The sequence below is a fragment of the Streptomyces sp. NPDC006294 genome, from assembly GCF_042870895.1.
Classification (GTDB): Bacteria; Actinomycetota; Actinomycetes; order Streptomycetales; family Streptomycetaceae; genus Streptomyces.
This window is the reverse complement of sequence record NZ_JBIAHV010000006.1, coordinates 291,177-314,954: the sequence shown is the minus strand read 5'-3', so window position 1 is coordinate 314,954 and position 23,778 is coordinate 291,177. Positions and strand designations below refer to the sequence as shown.

Annotated in this window: 17 protein-coding genes; 5 read left to right on the top strand and 12 right to left on the bottom strand. The window is 71.7% G+C overall.

The annotated features are described in order from the left end of the window. Positions 1–127 precede the first annotated feature (127 nt). Entirely contained in the window at positions 128–1,960 is a 1,833-nt protein-coding gene (locus ACFYOP_RS13130) for a serine hydrolase (protein ID WP_356899261.1), read from the top strand. Between the two features lie 101 nt (positions 1,961–2,061). On the opposite strand, the gene ACFYOP_RS13125 is transcribed toward ACFYOP_RS13130, so the two are convergent. From ACFYOP_RS13125 to ACFYOP_RS13105, 5 genes are all read right to left on the bottom strand, one after another. Then, positions 2,062–3,597, bottom strand: coding sequence for an NAD(P)/FAD-dependent oxidoreductase (locus tag ACFYOP_RS13125; protein ID WP_356899260.1), 1,536 nt, complete (start codon positions 3,595–3,597; stop codon positions 2,062–2,064). Positions 3,598–3,996: 399 nt separating this feature from the next. Further along, the gene (locus ACFYOP_RS13120) at positions 3,997–6,243 is read right to left on the bottom strand and encodes a tetratricopeptide repeat protein (RefSeq protein WP_356899259.1); all 2,247 of its coding nucleotides are present in this window, start codon (positions 6,241–6,243) and stop codon (positions 3,997–3,999) included. Next, positions 6,225–7,163, bottom strand: coding sequence for an oxygenase MpaB family protein (locus tag ACFYOP_RS13115; protein ID WP_356899258.1), 939 nt, complete (start codon positions 7,161–7,163; stop codon positions 6,225–6,227). The genes ACFYOP_RS13120 and ACFYOP_RS13115 overlap by 19 nt, the downstream gene beginning before the upstream one ends. Positions 7,164–7,215: 52 nt before the next feature. Continuing rightward, entirely contained in the window at positions 7,216–9,954 is a 2,739-nt protein-coding gene (locus tag ACFYOP_RS13110; protein ID WP_356899257.1) for an HAD-IC family P-type ATPase, read from the bottom strand. 2 nt (positions 9,955–9,956) lie between these two features. Next, the gene (locus ACFYOP_RS13105; protein WP_388451453.1) at positions 9,957–10,184 is read right to left on the bottom strand and encodes a hypothetical protein; all 228 of its coding nucleotides are present in this window, start codon (positions 10,182–10,184) and stop codon (positions 9,957–9,959) included. Positions 10,185–10,446: 262 nt separating this feature from the next. Between ACFYOP_RS13105 and ACFYOP_RS13100 the strand changes: the two genes are divergently transcribed. Further along, positions 10,447–10,953 (top strand): cation:proton antiporter regulatory subunit, encoded by a 507-nt coding sequence (locus tag ACFYOP_RS13100; RefSeq protein WP_356899256.1) that lies wholly within the window; start codon positions 10,447–10,449, stop codon positions 10,951–10,953. Positions 10,954–10,956: 3 nt separating this feature from the next. Continuing rightward, a complete protein-coding gene (locus ACFYOP_RS13095) occupies positions 10,957–12,153 on the top strand; it encodes a cation:proton antiporter (protein ID WP_356899255.1) in 1,197 nt (398 codons plus the stop codon). Here ACFYOP_RS13095 and ACFYOP_RS13090 read toward each other — a convergent pair. The 5 genes from ACFYOP_RS13090 to ACFYOP_RS13070 all read right to left on the bottom strand — a co-directional run bounded on the left by ACFYOP_RS13090 (position 12,147) and on the right by ACFYOP_RS13070 (position 17,840). Next, on the bottom strand, positions 12,147–13,034 hold the full coding sequence (locus ACFYOP_RS13090; RefSeq protein ID WP_356899254.1) for a universal stress protein: 888 nt from the start codon (positions 13,032–13,034) through the stop codon (positions 12,147–12,149). The genes ACFYOP_RS13095 and ACFYOP_RS13090 overlap by 7 nt on opposite strands. 327 nt (positions 13,035–13,361) lie before the next feature. After that, on the bottom strand, positions 13,362–13,535 hold the full coding sequence (locus ACFYOP_RS13085; protein WP_356899253.1) for a respiratory nitrate reductase subunit gamma: 174 nt from the start codon (positions 13,533–13,535) through the stop codon (positions 13,362–13,364). A gap of 66 nt (positions 13,536–13,601) precedes the next feature. Further along, positions 13,602–14,330 carry a pyruvate formate-lyase-activating protein gene (gene pflA, locus ACFYOP_RS13080; protein WP_356899252.1) on the bottom strand — a complete coding sequence of 243 codons (729 nt, stop codon included), beginning with the start codon at positions 14,328–14,330 and terminating at the stop codon, positions 13,602–13,604. After that, complete coding sequence (pflB, locus tag ACFYOP_RS13075) at positions 14,327–16,594, bottom strand: formate C-acetyltransferase (protein WP_356899251.1); 2,268 nt, start codon at positions 16,592–16,594, stop codon at positions 14,327–14,329. The genes pflA and pflB overlap by 4 nt, the downstream gene beginning before the upstream one ends. Before the next feature lie 520 nt (positions 16,595–17,114). Further along, positions 17,115–17,840 (bottom strand): response regulator transcription factor, encoded by a 726-nt coding sequence (locus ACFYOP_RS13070; protein WP_356899250.1) that lies wholly within the window; start codon positions 17,838–17,840, stop codon positions 17,115–17,117. A 182-nt stretch (positions 17,841–18,022) separates the two neighbouring features. Here ACFYOP_RS13070 and ACFYOP_RS13065 point away from each other — a divergent pair, with 182 nt between their 5' ends. Together ACFYOP_RS13065 and ACFYOP_RS13060 are read left to right on the top strand one after the other, a co-directional pair. Continuing rightward, positions 18,023–18,343, top strand: a complete 321-nt coding sequence (locus ACFYOP_RS13065; protein ID WP_356899249.1) for an STAS domain-containing protein — start codon at positions 18,023–18,025, stop codon at positions 18,341–18,343. Between the two features lie 153 nt (positions 18,344–18,496). Beyond that, positions 18,497–18,961 carry a pyridoxamine 5'-phosphate oxidase family protein gene (locus ACFYOP_RS13060; protein WP_388451399.1) on the top strand — a complete coding sequence of 155 codons (465 nt, stop codon included), beginning with the start codon at positions 18,497–18,499 and terminating at the stop codon, positions 18,959–18,961. 250 nt (positions 18,962–19,211) lie between these two features. Here ACFYOP_RS13060 and ACFYOP_RS13055 read toward each other — a convergent pair whose 3' ends face one another. Then, positions 19,212–20,939, bottom strand: coding sequence for a GAF domain-containing protein (locus ACFYOP_RS13055; RefSeq protein ID WP_388451448.1), 1,728 nt, complete (start codon positions 20,937–20,939; stop codon positions 19,212–19,214). A 68-nt stretch (positions 20,940–21,007) separates the two neighbouring features. Continuing rightward, entirely contained in the window at positions 21,008–23,671 is a 2,664-nt protein-coding gene (adhE, locus tag ACFYOP_RS13050) for a bifunctional acetaldehyde-CoA/alcohol dehydrogenase (RefSeq protein ID WP_356899618.1), read from the bottom strand. Positions 23,672–23,778 lie beyond the last annotated feature (107 nt).

Genomic DNA, 23,778 nt, shown 5'->3' with positions numbered 1-23,778 from the left:
GAAGACATTTTCTGATGCTGTGTCAGATTGTTTGGAGTGGTTGACAGACCACCGGGTCCGCAAGAAAGTTTCACGTGTCGCGGAAGATCCGAAAGATACTTTCACAGACGCGCAGAGAGGGTTCCGTATGACCGACGGCTCGGCGGACAGAGGGATCAGCAGACGGAGGCTGGGCGGCGGGATGCTGGCGATGGGCGGAGCGGTCGCCCTCGCACCGGTCTCCTTCGCGGCGGCCGCCGGGATGCCGGACGGCACCGGCGGCTCGGGAGCGGGTACGGGCGGCGGCGCCGCACACCGGCCGACGCTGCGGCGCGGCAGCCCGGGGCGGGCGGGGCTGCTGACCGCGCACCTCGACCAACTGGTCGTGGACGCCGAGAGGTTCCTCGCCCCCTCCCCCAAGCACCCCTGGTACGCGGGTGCGGTGCTGCTCGCCGGGCGGGGCGGGACGGTCGCGCTGCACCGGGCGATCGGCAAGGCGCTGCGCTACTCCGCGTACGACGAGAAGACCGACATCGCCGTGGAGCTGCCGGCGGAGGAACAGATCGCCATGGCCGAGGACACGGTCTTCGACCTGGCCTCGGTCTCCAAGCTGTTCACGTCGATCCTCGCGGTGCAGCAGATCGAGCGGGGCGCGCTCGCGCTGGAGGCACCGGTCGCCTCCGTTCTGCCGGAGTTCGGACGGGCCGGGAAGCAGGACGTCACGGTGCGTCAGCTGCTGACGCACACCTCGGGCTTCCGCGCCTGGATCCCGCTCTTCCGGGAGCCGACCCATCAGGCCCGGCTGGAGCGGCTGTGGAACGAGACCCTGGCCGGCCCGCCGGGCGCCGCGTACCGCTATTCCGACCTGAATCTGATCTCCCTGCAACTCGCCCTGGAGAAGATCACCGGTCGCTCACTGGATCAACTGGTCCACGACGAGATCACCGCTCCGCTCGGGATGCACCGCACGCGGTTCAATCCGCCGGCCTCGTGGAAGCCGAAGATCGCGGCCACCGAGGACGCCCGGCTCCCCTGGTCCGGTCTCGACCGCGGGTTGGTGTGGGGCGAGGTCCACGACGAGAACGCGTACAGCTTCGGCGGCGTGGCCGGCCACGCCGGGGTCTTCTCCTGCGCCTGGGACCTCGCGATCCTCGCCCGTACGCTCCTCAACGGCGGTGCCTACGGCGGCTCCCGCATCCTGGCCCCGGCCTCCGTCGACCTGATGTTCACCGACTTCAACACCGACTTCCCCGGCGACGAGCACGGCCTCGGCTTCGAGCTGTACCAGCACTGGTACATGGGCGCGATGGCCACGCCGCGGACCGCCGGCCACACCGGATTCACCGGCACCAGCATGGTGCTCGACCCGACCACCGACTCGTTCCTGATCGTGCTGGGCAACTCCGTCCACCCGGTGCGCAGTTGGCGCTCCGGCAGCGCTCCTCGGGTGGCGGCCGCGAACAACATGGCGAGGGCCGTCGCGGTCCGCCCCGACCACGGCCGCACCGCCTGGTTCTCCGGCATGGCGGGCTCCACCGAGGCGACCCTCACGCTGCCCGCGCTCACCCTCGCCTCCGGCGCGCCGCGGCTGCGCTGCTCCCTGTGGTGGGACACCGAGCCCGGGTCCGACGCGCTGTTCCTCGAGGCGACGCGGGACGCGCAGGACGACGGGGCCGCCTGGCAGCCGGTCCCCTTCACGACGACACAGGACACCGAACCCGAGCAGACCCACCCGGCCGGCTCGGCCACCGGCTGGTCCGGCCGCGTCTGGCACCGCCTCACCGCGGACCTGACCGGCTGGCGCGGCGCACCGGTACGGCTGCGCTGGCGGTACGCGACCGACCGGCTCTATGTGGGCCGCGGGGTCTACGTCGACGCGATCCGCGTCGAGGACGGCCACGGCCGGCCGGCCTTCGACGAGTCGGTGCCCGCGGACGCCGCCCGGATCGAGGCGCTGGGCTGGAGCGCGTCCAGGGACTGACGCACCGTCACAGCACCGGGCGGGCCGGCGCGGGCGTCACCGAACCGGGCCCGGCGCGGGCGTCACCGCACGCGCCCCCGCCCCGCACCCGCGCCCGTACATCACCGCCCCAGCGCCGCCATCGCGGCGTTGTGGCCGGGCACCCCGCTCACCCCGCCGCCGCGCACCGCGCCCGCCCCGCACAGCAGCACATTGGCGTGCGCGGTCTCCACGCCCCAGCGGCCGCCGCCGGCCTCGGTGGCGTACGGCCAGGACAGGTCGCGGTGGAAGATGTGGCCGCCGGGCAGCCGCAGTTCGCGCTCCAGGTCGAGCGGCGTCCTGGCCTCGATGCACGGGTCGCCGTTCGCGTCGAGCGCGAGGCAGTCGGCGATCGGCTCCCCCAGGTACGCGTCGAGTTCGGCGAGCGTCGCCGTGAGCAGTTCGGCGCGCGCCCGGTCGTTGTCGGCGGCGAAGAGCCGGGCCGGGGTGTGCAGTCCGAAGAGCGTCAGCGTGTGGCAGCCCTGGGCGGCGAGTTCCGGCGACAGGATGGAGGGGTCGGTCAGCGAGTGGCAGTAGATCTCGGACGGCGGGGCGCTCGGCAGCCGGCCGGCGGCGGCCTCCCGGTAGGCGGTGGCCAGTTGGTCGTAACCCTCGGAGACATGGAAGGTGCCCGCGAACGCGTCCTGCGGGGCGACGGAGGCGTCCCGCAGCCGGGGCAGCCGGCGCAGCAGCATGTTCACCTTGAGCTGCGCGCCCTCCGCGGCCTCGGGCGCCGGTTCGCCGAGGAGCGCGGCCAGTTCCTCCGGTGACGCGTTGGCCAGGACCCGGCGGGCGGCGACGACGCCCTCGCCCGCGGGGGTGCGGAAGGCGACCTCGGCCCCCTCGCCGTCGGTGGCGACGGCGGTGACCTCGTGCTCGACGGCGATCTCCGCCCCCGCCTTGCGAGCCGCGGCGGCCAGCGCGCCGGTGAGCGCGCCCATCCCGCCGACGGGCACGTCCCAGTCGCCGGTGCCGCCGCCGATGACGTGGTAGAGGAAGCACCGGTTCTGGACCAGCGACGGATCGTGGGCGTCGGCGAACGTGCCGATCAGCGCGTCCGTGAGCACCACTCCGCGCACCAGATCGTGGGCGAACCGCTGTTCGATCGCGGCGCCGATCGGCTCCTCGAAGAGCGTCCGCCACGCCTGCTCGTCGCCGACCAGCGCCCGCAGCCCTTCGCGGGTCGGCAACGGCTCGGTCAGCGTCGGGAAGACCCGGCGGGCGACCTCGCCGGTCATCCCGTAGAACTCCTGCCACGCCGCGTACTCCCGGTCGCCGCCGGTGAGGGCCTCGAACGACTCGCGAGTGCGGCCGGCACCCACCAGGAGGCCGCCGCCACCCTTCGGGGTGTAGGAGGAGACGGTCCGTTTGCGTACGGCGAAGTCCAGCTCCAGGTCCCGCACGATCTTGTCCGGCAGCAGGGAGACCAGGTACGAGAACCGGGACAGCCGGGCGTCGACCCCGGGGAACGGGCGCGAGGAGACGGCCGCTCCCCCGGTGTCCCGCCGGCGTTCCAGCAGCAGGACGGAGCGGCCGGCGCGGGCCAGGTAGGCGGCGGCGACCAGACCGTTGTGGCCGCCGCCCACGATCACGGCGTCGTACGAGGCATGTGCGGGCATGGCCGGACCCTAGCGCCTCTCGTTCGGATCTTGCCGGGCTCGCGTGCCCTGGCACCGCACCTCGCCGCGTTGTCGTCAGTCGCCGACTCCCCCGTAGCCCTTCGGGCACGGGAGGTGCCCCCACCGCGTGGACTCTCCCCCTGCCTTCGGCGGGGGGAGGCCCATCCTCCGCCTTGCGATGCGTCCCCTTGGCCCTGGCGGGCCTGGGGAGACCCCAAGCCTCGGCCCTGGGGGGCCTGGGGAGACCCCAAGCCTCGGCCCTTGGGGGCCCTGGGGAGACCCCATGCCTCCGCCCTTGGGGGCCCTGGGGAGACCCCGTGCCTTGGCCCCTGGCGGGCCTGGGGTTTCCCCAGGCACCAGACCCCGCTCACTGATCCGGCCCGATCCGAACGAAAGACCCTAACCGCCGGATCCCTGCTCCGCCACAGTGCGGCGCAGCGCGGCGACCTGCCGGTACAGCTCGACGGCCTCGGCGTGGCGCCCGAGCTGTTCCAGGCAGTGGGCCTCGTCGTTGCGGCTGGCCAGGGTGTCGGGGTGGTCGGGGCCGAGGACCCGCTCGCGGGCCCGCGCCACCTCCTCGTAGACGACCAGCGCGTCGGACCAGCGGGCCAGCCAGCCGAGCGCCACGGCCACCTCCCGCCGGCTCATCAGTGTGTCGGGGTGGTCGGGGCCGAGGACGCGCTCGCGCAGCGCGCTCACGTCGCGCGCCTCCGCGAGCGCCTCGTCCCAGCGGCCGAGCCGGCCGAGGTTGACGCCCAGGCCGTGGCGAGCGCGCAGAGTCTCCGGGTCGTCCCCGCCGGACGCCCGGGTGCGGTCGGCGACGAGGCCGCGGTAGACGTCGAGGGCCTCCGCGCCGCGGCCGAGCCGGCCGAGACAGATGCCGGTCTCGTAGCGGGCGGCGAGGGTGTCCGGGTGGTCGGGGCCCAGCGTCCGCGCCCGTGCCGCCGCCACATCCTGATAGGCGGTCAGGGCCTGCGCCCAGTGGCCCGTCAGCCCGAGCGCGTGGGCCGCCTCGTAGCGGGTGACGAGGGTGTCGGGGTGGTCCGGGCCGAGGACCCGGGCGCGGGCCTGTGCGACATCCTCGGCGATCCGGTGCGCCTCCTCGGCACGTCCCATCCGGCCCAGGTTGAAGGCGAGGTTGTGGCGGCAGCGCAGGGTGTCGGGGTGGTCCGCACCCATGGTCCGCTCGCGGGAGGCGAGGACGGCCGTGTACACCCGGTCGGCGTCCGCGTACCGGCCCAGGCCGCCGAGCACGTAGGCGGTCTCCTGGCGGGCGGCGAGGGTGTCGGGATGGTCGGGGCCGAGGGCGCGCTCCCGGCCGGCCGCGACGTGGCCGAACTCCTCGAGCGCCTGGGCGGCGCGGCCGGTGCGGCTGAGGCTGAAGGCGACCTCGTAGCGGCTGGAGAGCGTGTCGGGGTGGTCGGGGCCGAGCAGCGTGCCGCGTTCCGCGGCGACCGCGCGGTGCACCTCGCCCGCCTCCTCCCAGCGGCCCAGGCGTCCGAGGCTCAGGCCGGCGTTGTACCGGGTGGCGAGCACGTCGAGCAGTTCGGGCGACGGGGTGGTGCGCTCCGACTCCCGGCCCGGCGCCGGCACGCCCGGGGGCGCCGCGGGGTGGGTGGTCCACCGGCCGGTCAGCGCCGCCGTGTGGTCGGGCTCGGGCGGCACCCGCCCGGCGAGGGTGCCGGTCGCCTGGTGGCCGACGGTCATGCCACGTGTCCAGTACGGCAGCGCGTTCCCGCGGGCCGGGTCCGTGGCGGGCGCGCGCTGGAGCGGCACCATGGCGGGCCGGTGGCGTGCATGACCCGCGGCGTGGATGCGGTCCCTCAGGTCGCCCGCCGCGCCGGGTCTCTCCTCGGGCGTCTTGGCGAGCAGGTGGAGCACCATCAGGTCGAGGAACTCGGGGATCTCGTCACGGTGCTCGCGCAGCGGCCGGGGCGCCGTGTCCCGGTGCCCGACGAGGATGGACCAGGTGTCGCCGACGTCGAAGGGCGGTGCGCCGGTGGCGAGTTCGTAGAGCACGCACCCCAGGGAGTACAGGTCGCTGCGGTGGTCGACCTCGCCGCCGCCGATCTGTTCGGGCGACATGTAGTGCGGGGTGCCCATGGCGATGCCGGTGCCGGTGAGCTTGGACGTGAAACCGATGTCCTCGCCGAGGCGCGCTATGCCGAAGTCGCAGATCTTCACCGCGCCGGCGGTGAGCCGCATGATGTTCGCGGGCTTCAGGTCGCGGTGCACGATGCCCTGTTCGTGGGTGTAGTCGAGGGCGTCGGCGATCTGGTCGGCGATGTCCACGACGTCGGCGACGGGCAGCGGCTGCTGCTTGTTGTCCTCGAGCAGCTGGCTGAGGTTGCGGCCTTCGAGCAGCTCCATCACGAGGTAGAGCACGCCCTCGTGCTCGCCGAAGTCGTGCACGACGGTCACGCCCCGGTGCTGGAGCCCGGCGGCGACGCGGGCCTCGCGGCGGAAGCGTTCCCGCAGGACCCGGGTGAAGGACCGGTCGGGCTGCGATCCGACGGGCTTGAGGCACTTGACGGCCACATGCCGGCCGAGGGATTCGTCGCGGGCCCGCCACACCTCGCCCATACCGCCGCGCCCGATGAGATCGAGCAGTCGGTACCGGCCCTGGATCAGCCTGGTTTCCGCCATCGCGTGCTGTCGCCCCCGTCGCTGTGCTGCGCCCTCCCCGGCCGGTCCAGTATGGCGGCCCGCCTGCGCAGTTTGTACGGGGCCGGGCTTGATCCGGGCCCGAGCCGGGCGATCGCTCGCCGGATGTGACCGGGCGGCATCCGCCAGCGTATACGGGAGGGTACGCGGCGCAGCAGCCTGCCCGCGGCGGTCAGCCGGCGTGTCACCCGGTCCGGGGGCGGTGCGGTTCTGCCGTACAGCGCCTGGGCGTACGGCGGCAGGCTGTCGTACGCGAGTGCGGCGACCGGGCCCCAGAGCAGGGCGCGGGCGGGGAGCAGCAGCGGGCGGACGGGGGGCCGGCGCAGGAAGTCGTCGACGTCGCGGGCTTCCGGGCCGGCGGCGAGTTCGGGCCGGACCCGCTCGAAGTAGGCGGCCAGTTGCCCGGTGGTGGCGGGCACGGTGGCCGGGTCGAGGCCGACCAGGCGGGCGGCCTCGCGCTGTTCGTCCAGGTAGCGGTCGGCGAGTGCGTCGTCGAGCGGGAGTCCGGAGCGGCGGGCCACGTCGAGGTAGGAGGCGACCTCGGCGCAGTGCACCCACAGCAGCAGTCCGGGCTCGTCGACGCCGTACCTTTCGCCGGTGGCCGGGTCGGTGGCCTTCAGCCGGGAGTGGATGCGGCGCACCCGGGCGCCCGCCTTCTCGGCGGACGCGGTGGTGCCGTACGTGATGGTGCCGACGAAGTCGGCGGTGCGCAGCAGCCGGCCCCGGGCGTCCTGGCGGAAGTCCGAGTTCTGCATGACGCCGCGGACGGCCCGCGGATGGAGCGCCTGGAGGTAGAGGGCGCGTACGCCCGCGATCCACATGACGGGGTCGCCGTGGACGTGCCAGGTCACGGAGCCGGGTCCGAACAGTCCGGGGTCGGCGTCGTCGTTCGCAGGGCTCATGTGTGACTCCAGGCCGTTGTTGCCCCCGGCGAGAACCTGCCCGGAGGCGTCGTCATACGCCACCTGCACGTGCAGGCCCGAGCGAAGACTCACGCCGCGGGCGCCGAACGGCGCGCCAGGCGTGCTCGATCAGCAGCACGGTGGATGCGGTGGCAAGGCAGATCGTCCACTCCATGATGTTCAGGGAGACGGTGTCGAAGACTCCCTGGGCGATGGGTACCTGTACTGCGACGACCTGGAGGGTGAGAACGGCGGCCAGGCAGATCCACAGGGTGCGGTTGTGCAGCTGGTGGCGGCCGAGAACAGGACCGTCCTCGCTGCGAGCGCCAAGGGCGTTGAACAGTTGGAAGAGGACGAAGGTCGTGAAGGCCATGGTAGCGGCGGTCGGCATGTCCGTGAGCTGACGGGCGGCGGCGAAGACGGCCATGGTGCCAGTGGCCATGACGACGCCGGAGCGGGTGATGGCGGTCAGCCGGCGGGCACTGAGGATGCGTTCGCCGGGCGGGCGGGGTGGGCGGTGCATCACGTTGCTCCGCGGGGGGTCGATGCCCAGGGCCATGGCGGGCGGTCCGTCCATGATGATGTTGACCCACAGCAGCTGGATCGCGGACAGGGGGGCGGGCAGACCGGCCGACACGGAGGCGAGAAGGGTGAGGATGGCACCGATGTTGGTCGACAGCTGGAAGCGGACGAAGGTGACGATGTTGTCGTAGATGGAGCGGCCCTCGCGGATCGCGCGGACGATGGTCGAGAAGTCGTCGTCGGTCAGGACCATGTCGGCGGCTTCCTTGGCGACGTCGGTGCCGGTGACGCCCATGGCGACGCCGATGTGGGCGGCGCGAAGGGCTGCGGCGTCGTTGACTCCGTCTCCGGTCATGGCCACGATGTGGCCGCGCCGGGAGAGGGCGCGCACGATGGTCACCTTGTGTTCCGGGGCGACGCGGGCGAAGACGGCGATGCCCTCGATACGGTCCGAGAGGTCCTGTTCGCTCATCCGGGTCAGCTCGGTGCCGGTGACGACGTCGCCGGTGATACCGAGTTCGCGGGCGATGGCAGCAGCGGTGTCGGCATGGTCCCCTGTGATCATTTTGACGGTGACCCCGGCGGCCCGGGCGAGAGCGACCGCGTCGCGGACCTGGGAGCGTGGCGGGTCGGCGATCCCGGCGATGGCGGTCAAGGTCAGTCCTGTCACCCCTTCCGGACGGGGCTGGTCGGTGGTGGCGGTGGCCGCGCCGAGGACACGCAGGCCCTGGGTGCCCATCCGCCGGGCGGCGTCAGTGACCTCGCGGCGGCGTTCGGCGTCGAGGGGCACGGGCCCCTGTTCGGTCAGGACATGGGTGCAGCGGTCCAGCAGGATGTCCACGGCTCCCTTGGCGTGCGTGCGGATACGGCCGTCGTCGCCGGTGTGGAAGGTGGCCATGTACTTGGCGGCCGGATCGAAGGGCACCTCGCCCGTACGCGGCATGTGCGCGCGCACCTCGGCGTGGAGACCTGATTTGGCTGCGAGCACGAGCAGGGCGACCTCGGTCGGGTCACCGATGACGTTGTCCGCAGTGAGGCGGGCGTCGTTGCACAACGCGAACGGCAGTACCGCGTCGCGCGGGAGCGCCCCGCGCTCACCGTCGGTGGGGCGCACGATGCCGGCCGTGTCGTAGCCTTCGCCGGTCACGTCGTAGGTGCGCCCGGCGGCCCAGAGGGAGCGGGTGGTCATCTCGTTCATCGTCAGGGTGCCGGTCTTGTCACTGCACACCACGGTGGCCGAGCCGAGTGCCTCCACGGAGGCCAGGCGTTTGACGATGGCACCGCGACGGGCCATGCGGTAGACGCCCAGGGCCAGGGTGAGCGCGAGGACGGCGGGCAGCCCCTCGGGGATCGCGGCAACCGCCAGGGCCACCGCCCGCAGCGCGAGTTCGCCCAGTTCCTCGCCACGGAGAAGGGACACGAGTGCGTAGGCGGCCACGGCGACGCCACTGACCAGTACCAGCCGTCGGCCGAGGCTGTCCATCTGGGTCTGGAGCGGGCTGGGCGGTTCCGCGCCGGTGCGCAACGCCTCGGCGATCGCGCCGACCTCGGTGCGGTCGCCGGTGGCCGTGACCACCATCTCGGCGCGGCCGCGGGTCAGTGCGGTGTTCATGAAGAGCATGCCGGTCCGCTCAGCGACGGGCACGGGCTCGTCGCCGTCGGCCGCGGTGGGTGCCGTCGTTTTCGCGACGGGGTGCGACTCCCCGGTCAGCGCGGCCTCGGCGGCCTCGACCGATTGTGCGACCACCAGGCGCCCGTCGGCCGGGACACGGTCGCCGGCTTCCAGAAGGACGACATCGCCGGGCACCAGGGTGCCGGCCGGGATCATCTTCACCCGACCGTCGCGACGCACTCGCGCGGTGGGGACCAGCATCCGGCGCAGAGCTTCCAGGCTGTGCTCGGCGCGGCGTTCTTGCAGATAGCCGATGGTGGCGTTGACGAGGAGGACGACGGCGATGACGATGGCGTCCTTGATGTCCCCGATGATTCCGGCGACGACGGCGGCGGCGAGCAGGATGCCGATCAGCCAGCTGCGGAACTGGTCCAGCAGACGCAGCCACTGCGATCGGCGGGCCGGTTCGGCCAGTTCGTTGGCTCCCCAGGCGCCGGCGCGCTGCTCGGCCTCCCCGGTGGTCAGGCCCGTGGCCGGGACCACGCCGAGCAGGGCCGCCACCTCGGCCGCAACCCGCCGGTGGGAGTCCGCCACCGGCTGCGGGGTCGGGCGCGCAGGCGGGGCGAGCGGCGGTGCTGCCGGGGTTCCCTGAGGCATGGTCACTCCTTGCCGCGGACGGCGGTGACGGGGCAGTGGGCGTGGTGCAGCAGGGCCTGGTCGGCCGGATTCCACCGTGGTGCGACGGTCGGCAGCCTGCCGGACGCCTCTCCGAAGGCGGGCACGATCCGCAGCGGGGCGCCACGCAGGTGCGCCTCACAGGCCGCGCCACCGACCGCTCCGAGGCCGGGGACGGAACCGTCCACACCCACGATCACCGCATTGCTCACCGCGTTCTCCCGTCCCGGAACACCGCCGACGTGCGGCCCCCGGCTTCCAGACTCGGCGCGTCCGTCCGCTGCGGACAGGGGCCACCGGGCCCTCTGTAGGGCCACTCGGCTTCTCCCTGCACCCCCGTCGGCCGACGACACTGGCCTTCAGCCCGTGCACCTGGGGCTACTGCGGCGCGGGGGCTCGAGTACTCGTCGGCGCCTGCCGAATATCTGAGCACGGGTGCCGAAGGTGCGGGCCCATACGGAAGAAGCGGAATTCATGGCGGACGGGGAGATGCGTATGGACGTCAACGAGGTGCTGCTGCCCGGCGTGGGGCTGCGGTACGAGTTCGTCAACCACGAGGGCGACCGGATCGGGATCGTCGCGCAGCGCTCGGGCGAATTCGAGCTGGTGGTCTATCCGGGCGCCGACCCCGACTCCGACGAGGCGCAGTCGGTCCTCCGGCTCACGAGTCAGGAGGCCGACATCGTCGCCGAGATCCTCGGCGCCCCGCGCATCGCGGAGCGATTCGCCGACCTGACCCGCGAGGTACCCGGTCTGAGCGCGGGGCAGGTGGAGGTACTCCCCGGCAGCCCGTTCGCCGACCGTTCCCTGGGAGACACCCGGGCCCGTACCCGCACCGGCGCCTCGATCGTCGCCGTCGTCCGAGGTGAGGACGTGATCGCTTCACCGGGGCCCCGTCAGACGTTGCGGGCCGGCGACGTCCTGGTGGTGATCGGCACCCGGGAGGGCATCGCCGGTGTCCGGCGAATCATCCAGGGCTGACCGGTGCAGACACCCATCGCCCTGCTGCTGGAGCTGGGCCTCATCCTGACCGTGCTGAGCCTGCTCGGCACGGTCGCTCGGCGCTTCTCCCTCTCGCCCGTGCCGCTGTACCTGGTGGCCGGACTGGCGTTGGGCGACGGCGGCATCGCACCGGTGCCGGCCGCCCGGGAGTTCGTCGACACGGGGGCCGCGATCGGTGTGGTTCTGCTGCTGCTGACCCTCGGCCTGGATTTCACCGTCCGGGAATTCACCTCCAGCGTCCGCCGCCACCGCGTCTCCGCCGTCGTCGACATCGTCCTCAACGCCACCCCCGGCGCCGTAGCCGGCTGGCTGCTCGGCCTGGACGCGACCGGGATCCTCGCGCTCGCCGGCGCCACCTACGTCTCGTCCTCCGGCATCATCGCCCGCCTGCTCGGCGACCTGCGCCGCTTGGGCAACCGGGAGACCCCGGCGGTGCTGTCCGTGCTGGTGGTGGAGGACTTCGTGATGGCCGCCTACCTGCCGCTGCTCGCCGTCGTCGCCTCCGGAGGGACCTGGTGGCAGGCCCTGCTCGCAGTCGCGGCGGCCGTGACCGCCGTCACCGCTGCCATCACCGTGTCCTGGCGCTGGGGCCACCATGTCGGCCGGATCATGTCCCACCCCGACGCCGAGCAGGTCCTGCTACGGGTCCTCGGCATCACCCTGATCGTCGCCGCGTTGGCCGAGAGCATCCACGTCTCGGCCGCCGTCGGTGCCTTCCTGATCGGACTCACGCTGACCGGGACCGCCGCAGACCGGGCCCGGACCGTGCTCAGCCCGCTGCGCGACCTGTTCGCCGCGGTGTTCTTCCTGGCGCTCGGCCTGTCCGTCGATCCGGGTGACCTGCCGCCGATGCTGCCCGTCGCCACGGCGCTGGCGGTGGTCACGGCGGGCACCAAGCTGGCCGTCGGCTGGTACGCCGCCGGCCGCGACGGCGCGGGGCGCCGCGGCCGGCTCCGTGCCGGAACCGCGCTCATCGCCCGTGGGGAGTTCTCCGTGGTCATCATCGGCCTGGCCGCCCCCGCGGATGGCCGCCTCGCGGCCCTGGTCACCACCTATGTGATGCTCCTCGCCATCTGTGGTCCCGTCCTCACTCGCTTCGCGCCCACCAGGTCGCCGGCTCCCCGCCCGGTCGCAGCGCGCCGCCGGGCGGAAAGCCCTGCACCAGGCCCCCGTCACTGATGTGCGCCCGCTGCCCGTACCACCGCTACCGGGCAGCGGGCGTGGTGCAGCAAGGCCTGGCTGACCGAGCCGAGCAGCAACCCGGCGAAACCGCCATGGCCGCGAGCGCCGACCACCAGCAGCTGGGCGGAGCGGCTCGCCTCGATCAGCGCCTCCCTCGTCCCGCCGCGCACCACCCGGTGCTTCACCACCACGTCCGGGTACCGCTCCCGACAGCCGGCGAGCGCCTCGGACAGCAGGCGCTCCTCCTCCTCGGCCAGGGCGCCCGGCGGGTTCGCGTACGGCATCGACGCCTCCCTCGGTGCGGGCATCGGCGCGTTCCACGTGGTCCAGGCGTGCAGTGCCACCAACGGTGCCTTCCTCGACTCGGCCTCGGCGAAGGCGAAGTCCACCGCCCGCCCGCCCGCGGCGGAACCGTCGACGCCCAGCACGACGGGGCCGTCGGTACCGGGCTCCTCGCGCACCACCAGCACGGGGCACCGGCCGTGCGCCGCCAGATGTACGGCGGTCGACCCGACCAGCAGTCCGACGAATCCGCCCATGCCCCGGGATCCGACGACCACCAGTTCGGCCGTTCGCGACTGCGCCTCCAGGACCGTCAGCGGCTCACCGGTCACCAACGCACCACTGACGTCGACGTCAGGCACAGCCGTCCGAGCCCGCTCGACCGCCTCGGCCACCAGACGGTCCGCCGTCTTCTGGAGCCCGCCGTCCGGCGGGCCCAGCCGCGACGGAGCCAGGGAGACGTGCAGCGCCGGCCAGATGAACGCGTGCACCACCCGCAACCGCGCCCCTCGCGCCTGCGCCTCCCGTGCCGCCGCCTCGACCGCGGCGAGACTTGACGCCGACCCGTCCACGCCCACGACCACCAGACCACTCATCGTGCCTCCTACTTCTACTTCCGGACGCCTTGATTCCTGGTTCCTATCCGACCCCGGGGTATGCCTCCGGGGCCATGGGCCCTGTGGCCCCTGAAAGGGGCCGACCGGACCGCAGGCCACGCATACGGGCAGAGGTTCCCGTGGCGATCCGGGAGGGATCAGCCGGCTTCCGGCGTGGCGGGCGGCGCTCCCGGCGTCCCTCCTGGGAGGCACTGCACCGACGGGCTCGTCGAATGCCGCAGCGCAGACCTCACCACCGATATGGTCCCGCTCTGCCAACAGGCCGCCACGCCCTCGAATCCCCCGGCGCCTTCTGCGCCGAACTCCTCATCGGCCGGACGACCGACGCGCGGACCGACGCAACACCGGCTCGATGCAGGGGCGGATGGAGTAGCCGAGTGGTGCGGTGAGCATGTGGACGAGCCGGGTGAAGGCCCAGACGGCGAACACCGCCGGCGCACTGAGCGCGGGAAGCCGGAACAGCAGGGGAACGCCGGTCATCGGCGTGGTCGACAACACCGCCTCGACCCCAGTGGCCCAGCAGGCATGCACGCGCGCTCGGCCGGTTCAGTGCGCCCGCACGCCGTGTGCCCGGAACTGGTCGCGGACGCGCTCGACCAGTGCGGCGTCGGGAACGCGGTTGTCGCGGAGTGGGAAGGGCACGCCGAGCGTGTCGTACTTGTGCGCACCGAGTTTGTGGAAGGGAAGGACGTCGACGCGCTCGACGTTGTCCAGTTCCGCCAGGAAGCGGCTCAGCCCGTCGATGGTGGCCGGGTCGTCGGTCCAGCCGGGGACCAGAACGTAACGGATCCAGGCCGGGACGCCGAGACGGTTCAGCCGGGTGGCGAAGTTGAGGGTGGGCGCGAGGTGGCCGCCGGTCAGGCGCCGGTAGACGCCGGCATCGAAGGACTTGATGTCAAGCAGGACGAGGTCGGTATCGGCCAGGAGGGCGTCGTCGGCCCGAGCGCCGAGGGCACCGGAGGTGTCCAGGGCTGTGTGCAGGCCAAGCTCCTTGCACCGGTGCAGTACCTCGGCGGTGAAGGCGGGCTGGAGCAGGGGTTCGCCTCCGGTGAGGGTCACTCCCCCACCGGCCAGGTCGGTGAACTGCCGGTACCGCTCGATGCGGGACACCACGTCGTCCACGGTGGCCTGCTGCCCGTCGCGCAGGTGCCAGGTGTCGGGGTTGGCGCAGTACAGGCAGCGCAGCGGGCAGCCGTTGAGGAAGAGGACGAACCGGGTCCCGGGCCCGTCCACGCCGGTGGACAGGTCCCAGGAGTGGATACGGCCGGTGGTCATCGCGCACCGTGGAACGTGCGGTTGATGACGTCCAGTTGCTGTTCGCGGGTGAGCCGGACGAAGTTGACGGCGTACCCGGAGACACGGATGGTCAGGTCCGGGTAGTTGTCCGGGTGTTCCATCGCGTCCTCCAGTGTGGCCCGGTCGAGGACATTGACGTTCATGTGGAAGCCGCCCGCGGAGGTGTAGCCGTCGAGGATTCCGACCAGGTGGTCCGCGCGTTCGGCCGGGTCGTGGCCCAGGCCCTCCGGGGTGATGGTGGACGTCAGGGAGATGCCGTCGCGGGCCTGGTCGTACGGAATCTTCGCGACCGACAGAGCGGACGCGGCCATGCCGTGGTGGTCGCGGCCGTTCATCGGGTTGGCGCCCGGGGCGAAGGGGGCACCGGCGCGACGGCCGTCGGGGGTGTTGCCGGTGTGCTTGCCGTACACGACGTTCGAGGTGATGGTCAGCACCGACTGGGTGTGCTCGGCTCCCCGGTAGGTCGGGTGGCGGCGCACCTTGGCCATGAACGAGCGGACCAGGTCGACGGCGATGCCGTCCGCGCGGTCGTCGTCGTTTCCGTACGCCGGGTAGTCGCCCTCGATCCGGTAGTCGACGGCGAGCCCGGTGGAGTCGCGGATGACCTTCACGCGGGCGTGCCTGACGGCCGAGAGGCTGTCGGCGGCTACGGACAGGCCCGCGATGCCGCAGGCCATCGTGCGGTGGACGGGGTGGTCGTGCAGGGCCATCTCGATGCGTTCGTAGGCGTACTTGTCGTGCATGTAGTGGATCACGTTGAGCGCGTTGACATACGTCGCGGCGAGCCAGTCCAGCATGCGGTCGTACGCGTTGACCACATCGGTGTACTCGAGGTACTCGCCGTTCACCGGGGCCGTCGCTGGGGCGATCTGCTCGCCGGTCATCTCGTCGCGGCCACCGTTGATGGCGTACAGCAGGGCCTTGGCGAGGTTGACGCGAGCGCCGAAGAACTGCATCTGCTTGCCCACGGCCATGGCTGAGACGCAGCAGGCGATGGCCGTGTCGTCGCCGGTGCGGGGGCGGAGGAGGTCGTCGGACTCGTACTGGAGGGAGCTGGTGTCGATGGACACCTGGGCGCAGAAGCGCTTGAAGCCCTCGGGCAGCCGGGGGGACCAGAGCACGGTCAGGTTGGGCTCCGGCGCGGGTCCGAGGTTGTACAGGGTCTGAAGGAAGCGGAAGGAGGTACGGGTGACCAGGGGCCGGCCGTCCTCTCCGAGGCCGCCGATGGACTCGGTGACCCAAGTCGGGTCACCGGAGAAGAGGGAGTCGTACTCCGGAGTACGCAGGAACCGCACGATCCGCAGCTTGATCACGAAGTCGTCGACGAGCTCCTGGGCGCGGCTCTCGTCGATGATTCCCTCGTCGAGGTCCCGCTGGAGGTAGACGTCCAGGAACGTGGAGGTGCGGCCCAGGGACATCGCCGCGCCGTTCTGCTCCTTCACGGCGGCAAGGAAGCCCAGGTACAGCCACTGGACGGCCTCGTGCGCGGTGGTGGCGGGCCGGGAGACGTCGCAGCCGTAGGAAGCGGCCATGCGCTCCAGCTCTCCCAGCGCCCTTATCTGCTCGGCCAGCTCTTCGCGGTCGCGGATGACATCGGCCGCGGACGGGATCTCGTCCAGCCGCGCCCGCTCGGCGCGCTTGGCCTCGATCAGCCGGCAGGTTCCGTACAGCGCGACGCGGCGGTAGTCGCCGATGATCCGGCCGCGCCCGTAGGCGTCGGGCAGGCCCGTGATGATGCCGGCCTTACGGGCGCGCAGCATCTCGGCGGTGTAGGCGTCGAAGACACCGTCGTTGTGGGTCTTGCGGTAGGTACCGAAGACCGTGGTGACGAACGGGTCCGGTTCGAAGCCGTACGCGCGCAGCCCGTTCTCGACCATGCGCAGTCCGCCGCCCGGCATGATGGCCCGCTTCAGCGGGGCGTCGGTCTGCAACCCGACGATCAGCTCGCGGCCGCGGTCGATGTAGCCGGGCGCATGGGAGGTGATGGTGGAGGGTGTCGCCGTGTCGACGTCGAGGATGCCCTTGCGGCGCTCCTCGGGGAAGAGGGAGGCGACGGTGTTCCATACGGCGAGAGTGCGGTCGGTGGGACCGGCCAGGAACGCGGCATCGCCCTCGTACGGCGCGTAGTTGTCCTGGATGAAAGAACGGACGTCGATCTCCCGCTGCCACTCTTCACCGGTGAAACCGCGCCATGAGGTGCCGGTGCGGCTGGTGTCGGCAGGGGGCTGGACGGTCACAGTCATGTCGTCATCTCCAGGGCCGGGACGGAGGCGAGGTGGGCGATCGCCCCTTCTCACCTTTGATGGTCGTCGTCGGCCGTGCCGCGGGGGCAGAGCCGAACAGGCAGGTGCAGGCTGCCGGCTGGCCCTTGTGAGCCGCACGGGGAGGGCCTGGGGTCCTCGCACATCTGGGACCTCAGACCCTCCCCGCGGCGTCACCCCACCCCGGTCCGGTTGCTTCGGCCGCGGCTCATGACGGCGTTGGTTGTCCTCCCGCGCGATGCGGCACGTTCGTCGGCAGTGGCAGAGCGTCCCCATGTCCGATCCGTAGACCGTCGTGCCGCACGCCTGGCCACCCGCGTGGGGGACCGCCGGCTGTCCCCCACGCGGAGCGGCTCCTTCGCGTGCACCGGTGCGGCGACATCCGACACGAACACGACGCGGCCGGCCTCTCTGCAGAACAGGCGGAAGCATCTCGTCCTCGGCATCCGGTGAGGACGCCGAGGACGAGATGCTCAGCCGGTTCGCGAACACGTATCCGTGTTCAGCCTCGCGGTCGGCCTTCGCGCCCCGCCGAGCCGCGCTGATCGTCCCGGGCGGCCAGGGCCTGGGTGGCGATGACAGCCGCCTGCACACGGCGTTCGACGCCCAGCTTGGCCAGCAGCCGGGAGATGTTGTTCTTGACCGTCTTCTCCGCCAGGTAGAGCCGCTTGCCGATCTCCCGGTTGGTCAGCCCCTCCCCCACCAGCGCGAGGATCTCCCGCTCCCGCTCCGTCAGACCGGGCAGGCCCTGCGCCTGCTCCTCCTGGACGGGACCGCCACGCAGCCGGGCCATCACCCGTGCCGTCGCGCCGGGATCGAGCATGGACTGCCCCGAGGCGACCGTGCGGACGGCGTTGACCAGGTCGGTACCGGTGATCTGCTTGAGGACGTAACCGGACGCGCCGGCCATGATCGCGTCCAGCAGCGCCTCCTCGTCGTCGAACGACGTCAGCATCAGGCAGGCCAGGCCGGGCATCCGCGAGCGCAGCTCCCGGCAGACGCTCACGCCGTCCCCGTCCGGCAGACGCACATCGAGAACAGCGACCTGCGGACGCAGCGCGGGCACACGGACGAGCGCCTGTTCGGCGGTGCCCGCCTCCCCCACCACGGTCAGGTCCGGTTCGGCGTCCAGCAGGTCATGCACACCGCGGCGCACCACCTCGTGGTCATCGAGAAGGAAGACCCTGACCGGCTCCCTCTCGGTGAGACCGCCGCTGCTGTCCGTCATCGCACACTCCGTGTTCGCCGAGTTCTTCCGCCACAGGCGGACCCACCTGCATCGTGCCCCGCGAGCGGGACCACCTGCCAGGGCCGGATGGCCCTCATACGCGGCCGCACCCCACACATGTGCCGATGCCCGGGGCGACCGTGTTCCATGCGATCCGTGGGGCTCCGCAACCGTACAGACGGATGACCAGCATCAGCCCGACCGAGACCCCATCGGGCCGAAGCTCGGTGTCCGTCGCCCCGGCCGGGGAGCTCGGCCTCGACACCGTCGCAGGCATCGAGCCGACGCTGACCCGCCTGGCCCAGGACACGGAGCGCGGAACCACGCTCGACCTGACGGACGTCACCTTCTGCGACAGCTCCGGCGTCGTGCTCTTCTTCCGCATGCACCAGCACTGCCTGGCGGCCGGCGCGCACTGGAGTCTGTCCGGCATCCAGCGGCCTACCGCTCGCGTCATCCGTGCGCCGGGCATGGACCGTACCCTGTCCTGTTCCTTCGCCTGACCACTCATCAAAGCCGAGCCAGGCGGCAAGGCGGCCGGAATCCCGTGCTGCGAGAAGGATCCGTTCGGCCCTATTGCCGGCGATCGACCGCAGGAGACGCTGGTGGAAGGGACGCAGTGCCCCCGGACCAAGCCTGAGCAGAAGGTGGGCGCGATGAAGGACGAAGCGACGCGTCACGCGGTGGATGACCGCCGTGGAGCGGTGGCGCCCCGGCGTATGGCACAGCTCGACCGCGCCGAGGCGCTGCGGCTGCTCGCCAGCGTCTCCCTGGGACGCATCGTCTTCACCCAGCACGCCCTGCCGGCCGTCCGCCCCGTCAACCACCTCATGGACGGCGACGACGTCATCGTCCAACTGCATGACGGCGCGACACTCGCCTCCATCGTGGCACCCACCGATGCCACCGGCGTCGTCGTCGCCTACGAGGCGGACGTCATCGACCCCGAGACGCACATCGGCTGGAGCGTCGTGGTCACCGGGTACGCCCGACGGGTCACCGACGACGGCGAACTCGCACGCTACGCCGCCCGCATGCGGCCATGGGTGCAACACCCCGCCATGAACGCCGCGCTGCGCATCCGGCCCGACCTGGTCACCGGCCTGCAGCTCACCACGTAGCGCGCCGACCAGGAGCCGCCCCCTTCGACAGCGTGCCGGTGGGCCGGCGGTTCCACAGGGGCAGTTCAGGAATCCCTGGCCGGCGTATGCCCGACCCATCGGTCGCCACTCTTCCATGCCGACGCCCCGTCACCCGCCCCCCTTCGCTCGGCTCCGGTACCACGCTACGCGGAGACACCGCGATCGGAACCAGATCGGGGTGGACCCCATACGGGGGGCACGCGTGATGACCGTCGTCCTGAGACGGCGTTCACGGGCCGTCAAAGCCCGTGGTGAGCGGCGCTCGCCACACGAGCCGGCTGCCGCCTTCGTCGGGTCGCTCGATCCTCAGGGTGCCGCCCACGTCGCGGGCCCGTTCCTCGAGGTTGCTCAGGCCGCTGCGCCTGCCGCCGGCGGGGATGCCCCTCCCGTTGTCCGTGACGGTGAGAACGACCTCGTCGGAGGTGGCCTGCAGGGCGACCTCGACCCGCGTGGCCTGCGCGTGGCGGGCGGCGTTGCTCAGCATTTCGGTGAGGGCCGCCATGACGTGATCGGCCACCTGCGGCGATACGTCCGTGTCGAGCAGGCCTTCCATGCTCAGGCGGGGCGGGAACCCGAGCGTCGTCGCCGTTTCGCCCACCGCGCGGGCCACGCGTGCCCGCAGGCTCGGTCCCGTGTCCTCCTCCCGGGCACGCAGCCCGAAGATCGTGGACCGGATGATCTTGATGGTCTCGTCGAGATCGCCGACCGCGCGCGAGACACGTTCGGCGGCGCCCTCGTGCTCCACGAGCCGCGCGGCGCTCTGCAGGGTCATACCCGTCGCGAACAACCGCTGGATGGCCAGATCGTGCAGGTCGCGAGCGATACGGTCGCGGTCCTCCAGGAGCGCGAGCTGCTCGGCGTCGTTCCGGCGTTCGGCCAGCTCGAGAGCGAGCGCGGCCTGTCCGGCGAAGGCCAGCAACGGCTCCAGCTCCGCTTCGGTGAAGGCGGGCTCTCCCTGGTGCCTGGCCAGCAACAGGACGCCTCGCGTGTCCTTGGCGGCGGTGCCGAGGGGGACGGCGACCGCCGGGCCCAGACCGTCGAAGCGGCGGGGGCCGGCGGTGTACCGGTCGTCCTCCGCGAGGCCCGCGCTGGTCACGGGCGCACCGGCTTTGTGGGCGGCGCCGGAAAGGGTGCCCGCGACCGGCACGACCAGGCCGCGGCGGGTATCACCGTCGGCGCCGATGGCCAGTTCGACCACGAGGTCGTCCGTCCCGGCGACCGGCACGGAGACGTCTGCGAGCGCCGCGCCGGTGATCTCCAGGGCCCGGCGCGCTATCAGCTCCAGGACCTCCAGCCGCGGGCTCCCGGAAAGCAGGCTGTTGGTGATCTCCGCGCTGGCCTGCAACCATCGCTGCTGGCGCTGCGACGCCTCGTACAGCCGGGCGTTGTCGATGGCGACACCGGCGGCCACGGACAGGGTGGAGATGACCCCCTCGTCCTCCGCGTCGAAGTCCTGGCCGTCACGCTTGTCCGTGAGGTAGAGGTTGCCGAAGACCTCGTCCCGCACACGGATGGGCACGCCCAGGAACGTACGCATCGGCGGATGATGGGCGGGGAAGCCGTACGACGCCTCGTGGGCGCCGAGATCCGTCAGGCGCAGCGGCTCAGGGCGGCGGATGAGTTCGCCCAGGATTCCGTGCCCCTCTGGCAGGTGCCCGATCTTCGCGATCTCGTCATCCGCCAGCCCGACCGTGAGGAACTGCGACAGCGTCCGGCCGTCCGGGCCGATCACCCCCAGGGCGCCGTACTGGGCGTCCACCAAGAGGGCGGCCGCCTCCACGATGCGCCGCAGCACCTGGGAGAGGTCCAGCTCGCGGCCCACCGAAACGACGGCCTCCAGCAGGCTGTGCACCCGGTCCCTGGTGCCCCGAGCCGCGTTGATCCGCGCCTGCAGCTCCTCCAGCAACTCGTCGAGCCGCATCTGGGGCATCCGCGACAACGGCTCCTCCACGCCCACCGGTCCTCCTGACCTCGATCACCCGCGCTTCAGGAACAGCCTATCGGCCCGCGCGGGTGGCTCTTCGGTCAGGCGAGAGGCAGTGGCCTGGATCCGGCGTAGTAGGCGGTGCGCATGATGTCCTCCATGTCGTCCAGCATCGGCATGCGCGGGTTGGCGGGGGCGCACTGGTCCTCGTAGGCGTTCAGTGCCTGCTGCGGCAGGGCACTGATGAAGGCCGCCTCCTCGATGCCCAGGGCGCGGAAGGACGGCTCGATGCCCACGGCATCGCGCAGCCGCTCCACGGCGGCGGCGTACGAGACGACGCCTTCGGCGGCGGTGGAGGCCGGCAGCCCCAGGGCACGGGCGATGTCCTGGAAGCGTTCGGGCGCTCGGTAGCTCTCGTACTTGGGCCAGCCCGTCAGCTTGGCGGGAACGGTGCCGTTGTAGCGGATCACGTGGGGCAGGAGGATCGCGTTGGTCCGCCCGTGGGCGACATGGAAGGTGGCGCCCAGAGTGTGGGACATCGCGTGGACGATACCGAGGAAGGCGTTGCCGAAGGCCATGCCGGCGATGGTGCCCGCGTTGTGCATCTTCTCCCGCGCCAGGGTTCGCCGTGCGCTCCCGCCGGTGACAGCCGTCTCCAGGTTCTCGAAGACCAGCTTGACGGCATGCAGCGCCAGGCCGTCGGTGAAGTCGTTGGCGTAGACCGAGACGTACGCCTCGGTGGCGTGCGTGAGAGCGTCGAAGCCGCTGTCGGCGGCCAGCGACGCGGGCAGGTCTGCGGTGAGCGCGGGGTCGACGATCGCGACGCTGGGCGTCAGAGCGTAGTCGGCCAGCGGGTACTTCTTGCCGGTCGCCGGGTCGGAGATCACCGCGAAGGGGGTGACCTCGGCGCCGGTGCCCGAGGTGGTGGGGACGCAGACCAGCCGGGCCAGCCTGCCGGGCACCGGGAAGCGGAAGGCGCGCTTGCGAATGTCGGAGAACTTCTGCCGCATGTCGGCGAAGTCGATGTCCGGCTGTTCGTACAGCAGCCACATCACCTTCGCCGCGTCCATCGGCGACCCGCCGCCGAGGGCGATGATGGTGTCCGGCCGGAAGTCACGCATGAGGGCGGCGCCGCGCTGTACGGAGTCGATGCTCGGCTCCGGTTCGACGTCGTCGACGACCTGGATGGTCACGGGCTGTTCCCGCTGCTGCAGAACACGGCTGACGCGGTCGACGTAACCGAGCCGGGTCATGGTGGCATCGGTGACCACGGTGACTCGGTGGACCTCCGGCATGGCCGCCAGATAGCGGATGGCCTGCGGCTCGAAGTAGATCTTCGGCGGCACCTTGAACCACTGCAGGTTGTTCTGCCGGGTCGTTACACGCTTGATGTTGAGCAGCTGTGCGGTGGAGACGTTGTCGGAGACGGACGTGCTGCCCCAGGAGCCGCAGCCCAGCGTCAGGGACGGAAGCAGCCCGTTGTAGATGCCGCCGATCGCTCCCTGCGAGGACGGCGAGTTGACGATGATCCGTACGGTCTTCATGCGGCGGCCGTAGCGCTCGGCGAGGGCCGGGTCGCCGGTGTGGATCACCGCGCTGTGTCCCTGCCCGTGGAAGTCGACCATGTCGGCGGCGAGGTCGAAGCCCTCCTCGGTCGAGCGGGCCCGCAGCACGGTGAGGACCGGGCAGAGCTTCTCCCGCGTCAGGGGCTCGTCCGGCCCGACGAGGCTCGACTCGGCCAGGATGAGCGATGTCTCCGCGGGGACGGCGAACCCGGCCCGCTCGGCGATCCAGGCGGGACTCTGCCCCACGGCTGCCGGATTGACACGGTCCTGTCGGCCGGCCGGGTCCGGCGGGAACAGATAGGTCTCCAGCTTCCGCTTCTCCGCGGCGGTCGCGACGTACGCGTGCAGACGCCGGAACTCGGCCAGGGCTTCGTCGTACACATCGGTGTCGAGGATGACCGCCTGCTCGGACGCGCAGATCATGCCGTTGTCGAAGGACTTGGACAGGACGAGGTCGTTGACCGCCCGGCGCAGATCCGCGCTGTGGTGCACATACGCCGGTACGTTGCCTGCGCCGACGCCGACGGCGGGCTTGCCCGCCGAGTAGGCGGCCTTGACCATGCTGTTTCCGCCGGTCGCGAGGATCAGAGCCACGTCCGGGTGCCGCATGAGCAGTCCGGTGGCCTCGATGGAAGGGGCCTCGATCCACTGCACGCAGTGCTCGGGAGCTCCGGCCGCGACGGCGGCGTCCCGAACGATGCGAGCGGCTTCGGCGCTGCACACCTGGGCGGAGGGGTGGAAGGCGAACACGACCGGATTGCGCGTCTTCAGCGCCAGCAGCGCCTTGAAGACGGTGGTGGACGTCGGATTGGTCACCGGGGTGACGGCGCACAGCACGCCGACCGGTTCGGCGATCTCGATGATGCCCTCGATGTCGTCGCGGCCTATGACACCGACCGTCTTCGTGCTGGACATGCTGTGGGTGACGTGCTCGCAGGCGAACATGTTCTTCGCCGCCTTGTCCTCGAAGACGCCCCGACCGGTCTCCTCCACCGCCAGCCGCGCCAGGGTGGTGTGATCGTCCAGGGCGGCGACGGAGGCCTTGGCGACGATGTGGTCGATCTGCTCCTGCGTGAAGGAATCGAAGTCGGCGAGCGCCTTCGTGGCGTTGTCGACGAGCAGGTTCACGGCGACGCGCGTGTCGGACGGAGCTTCGCCGCCGGAAGCGGCGTCCCGCCGGTCAATGGTCACCTGAGCCATGAGAACTCCCTCGATACGGGTGGAGCGGCGGCCGCCGGGACGGCCGCCCGCGCTGTCTCCTGCAGCCTTGCGCCGCGGCGGCTCGTGACGAAGGTCCCGAAGGTCCC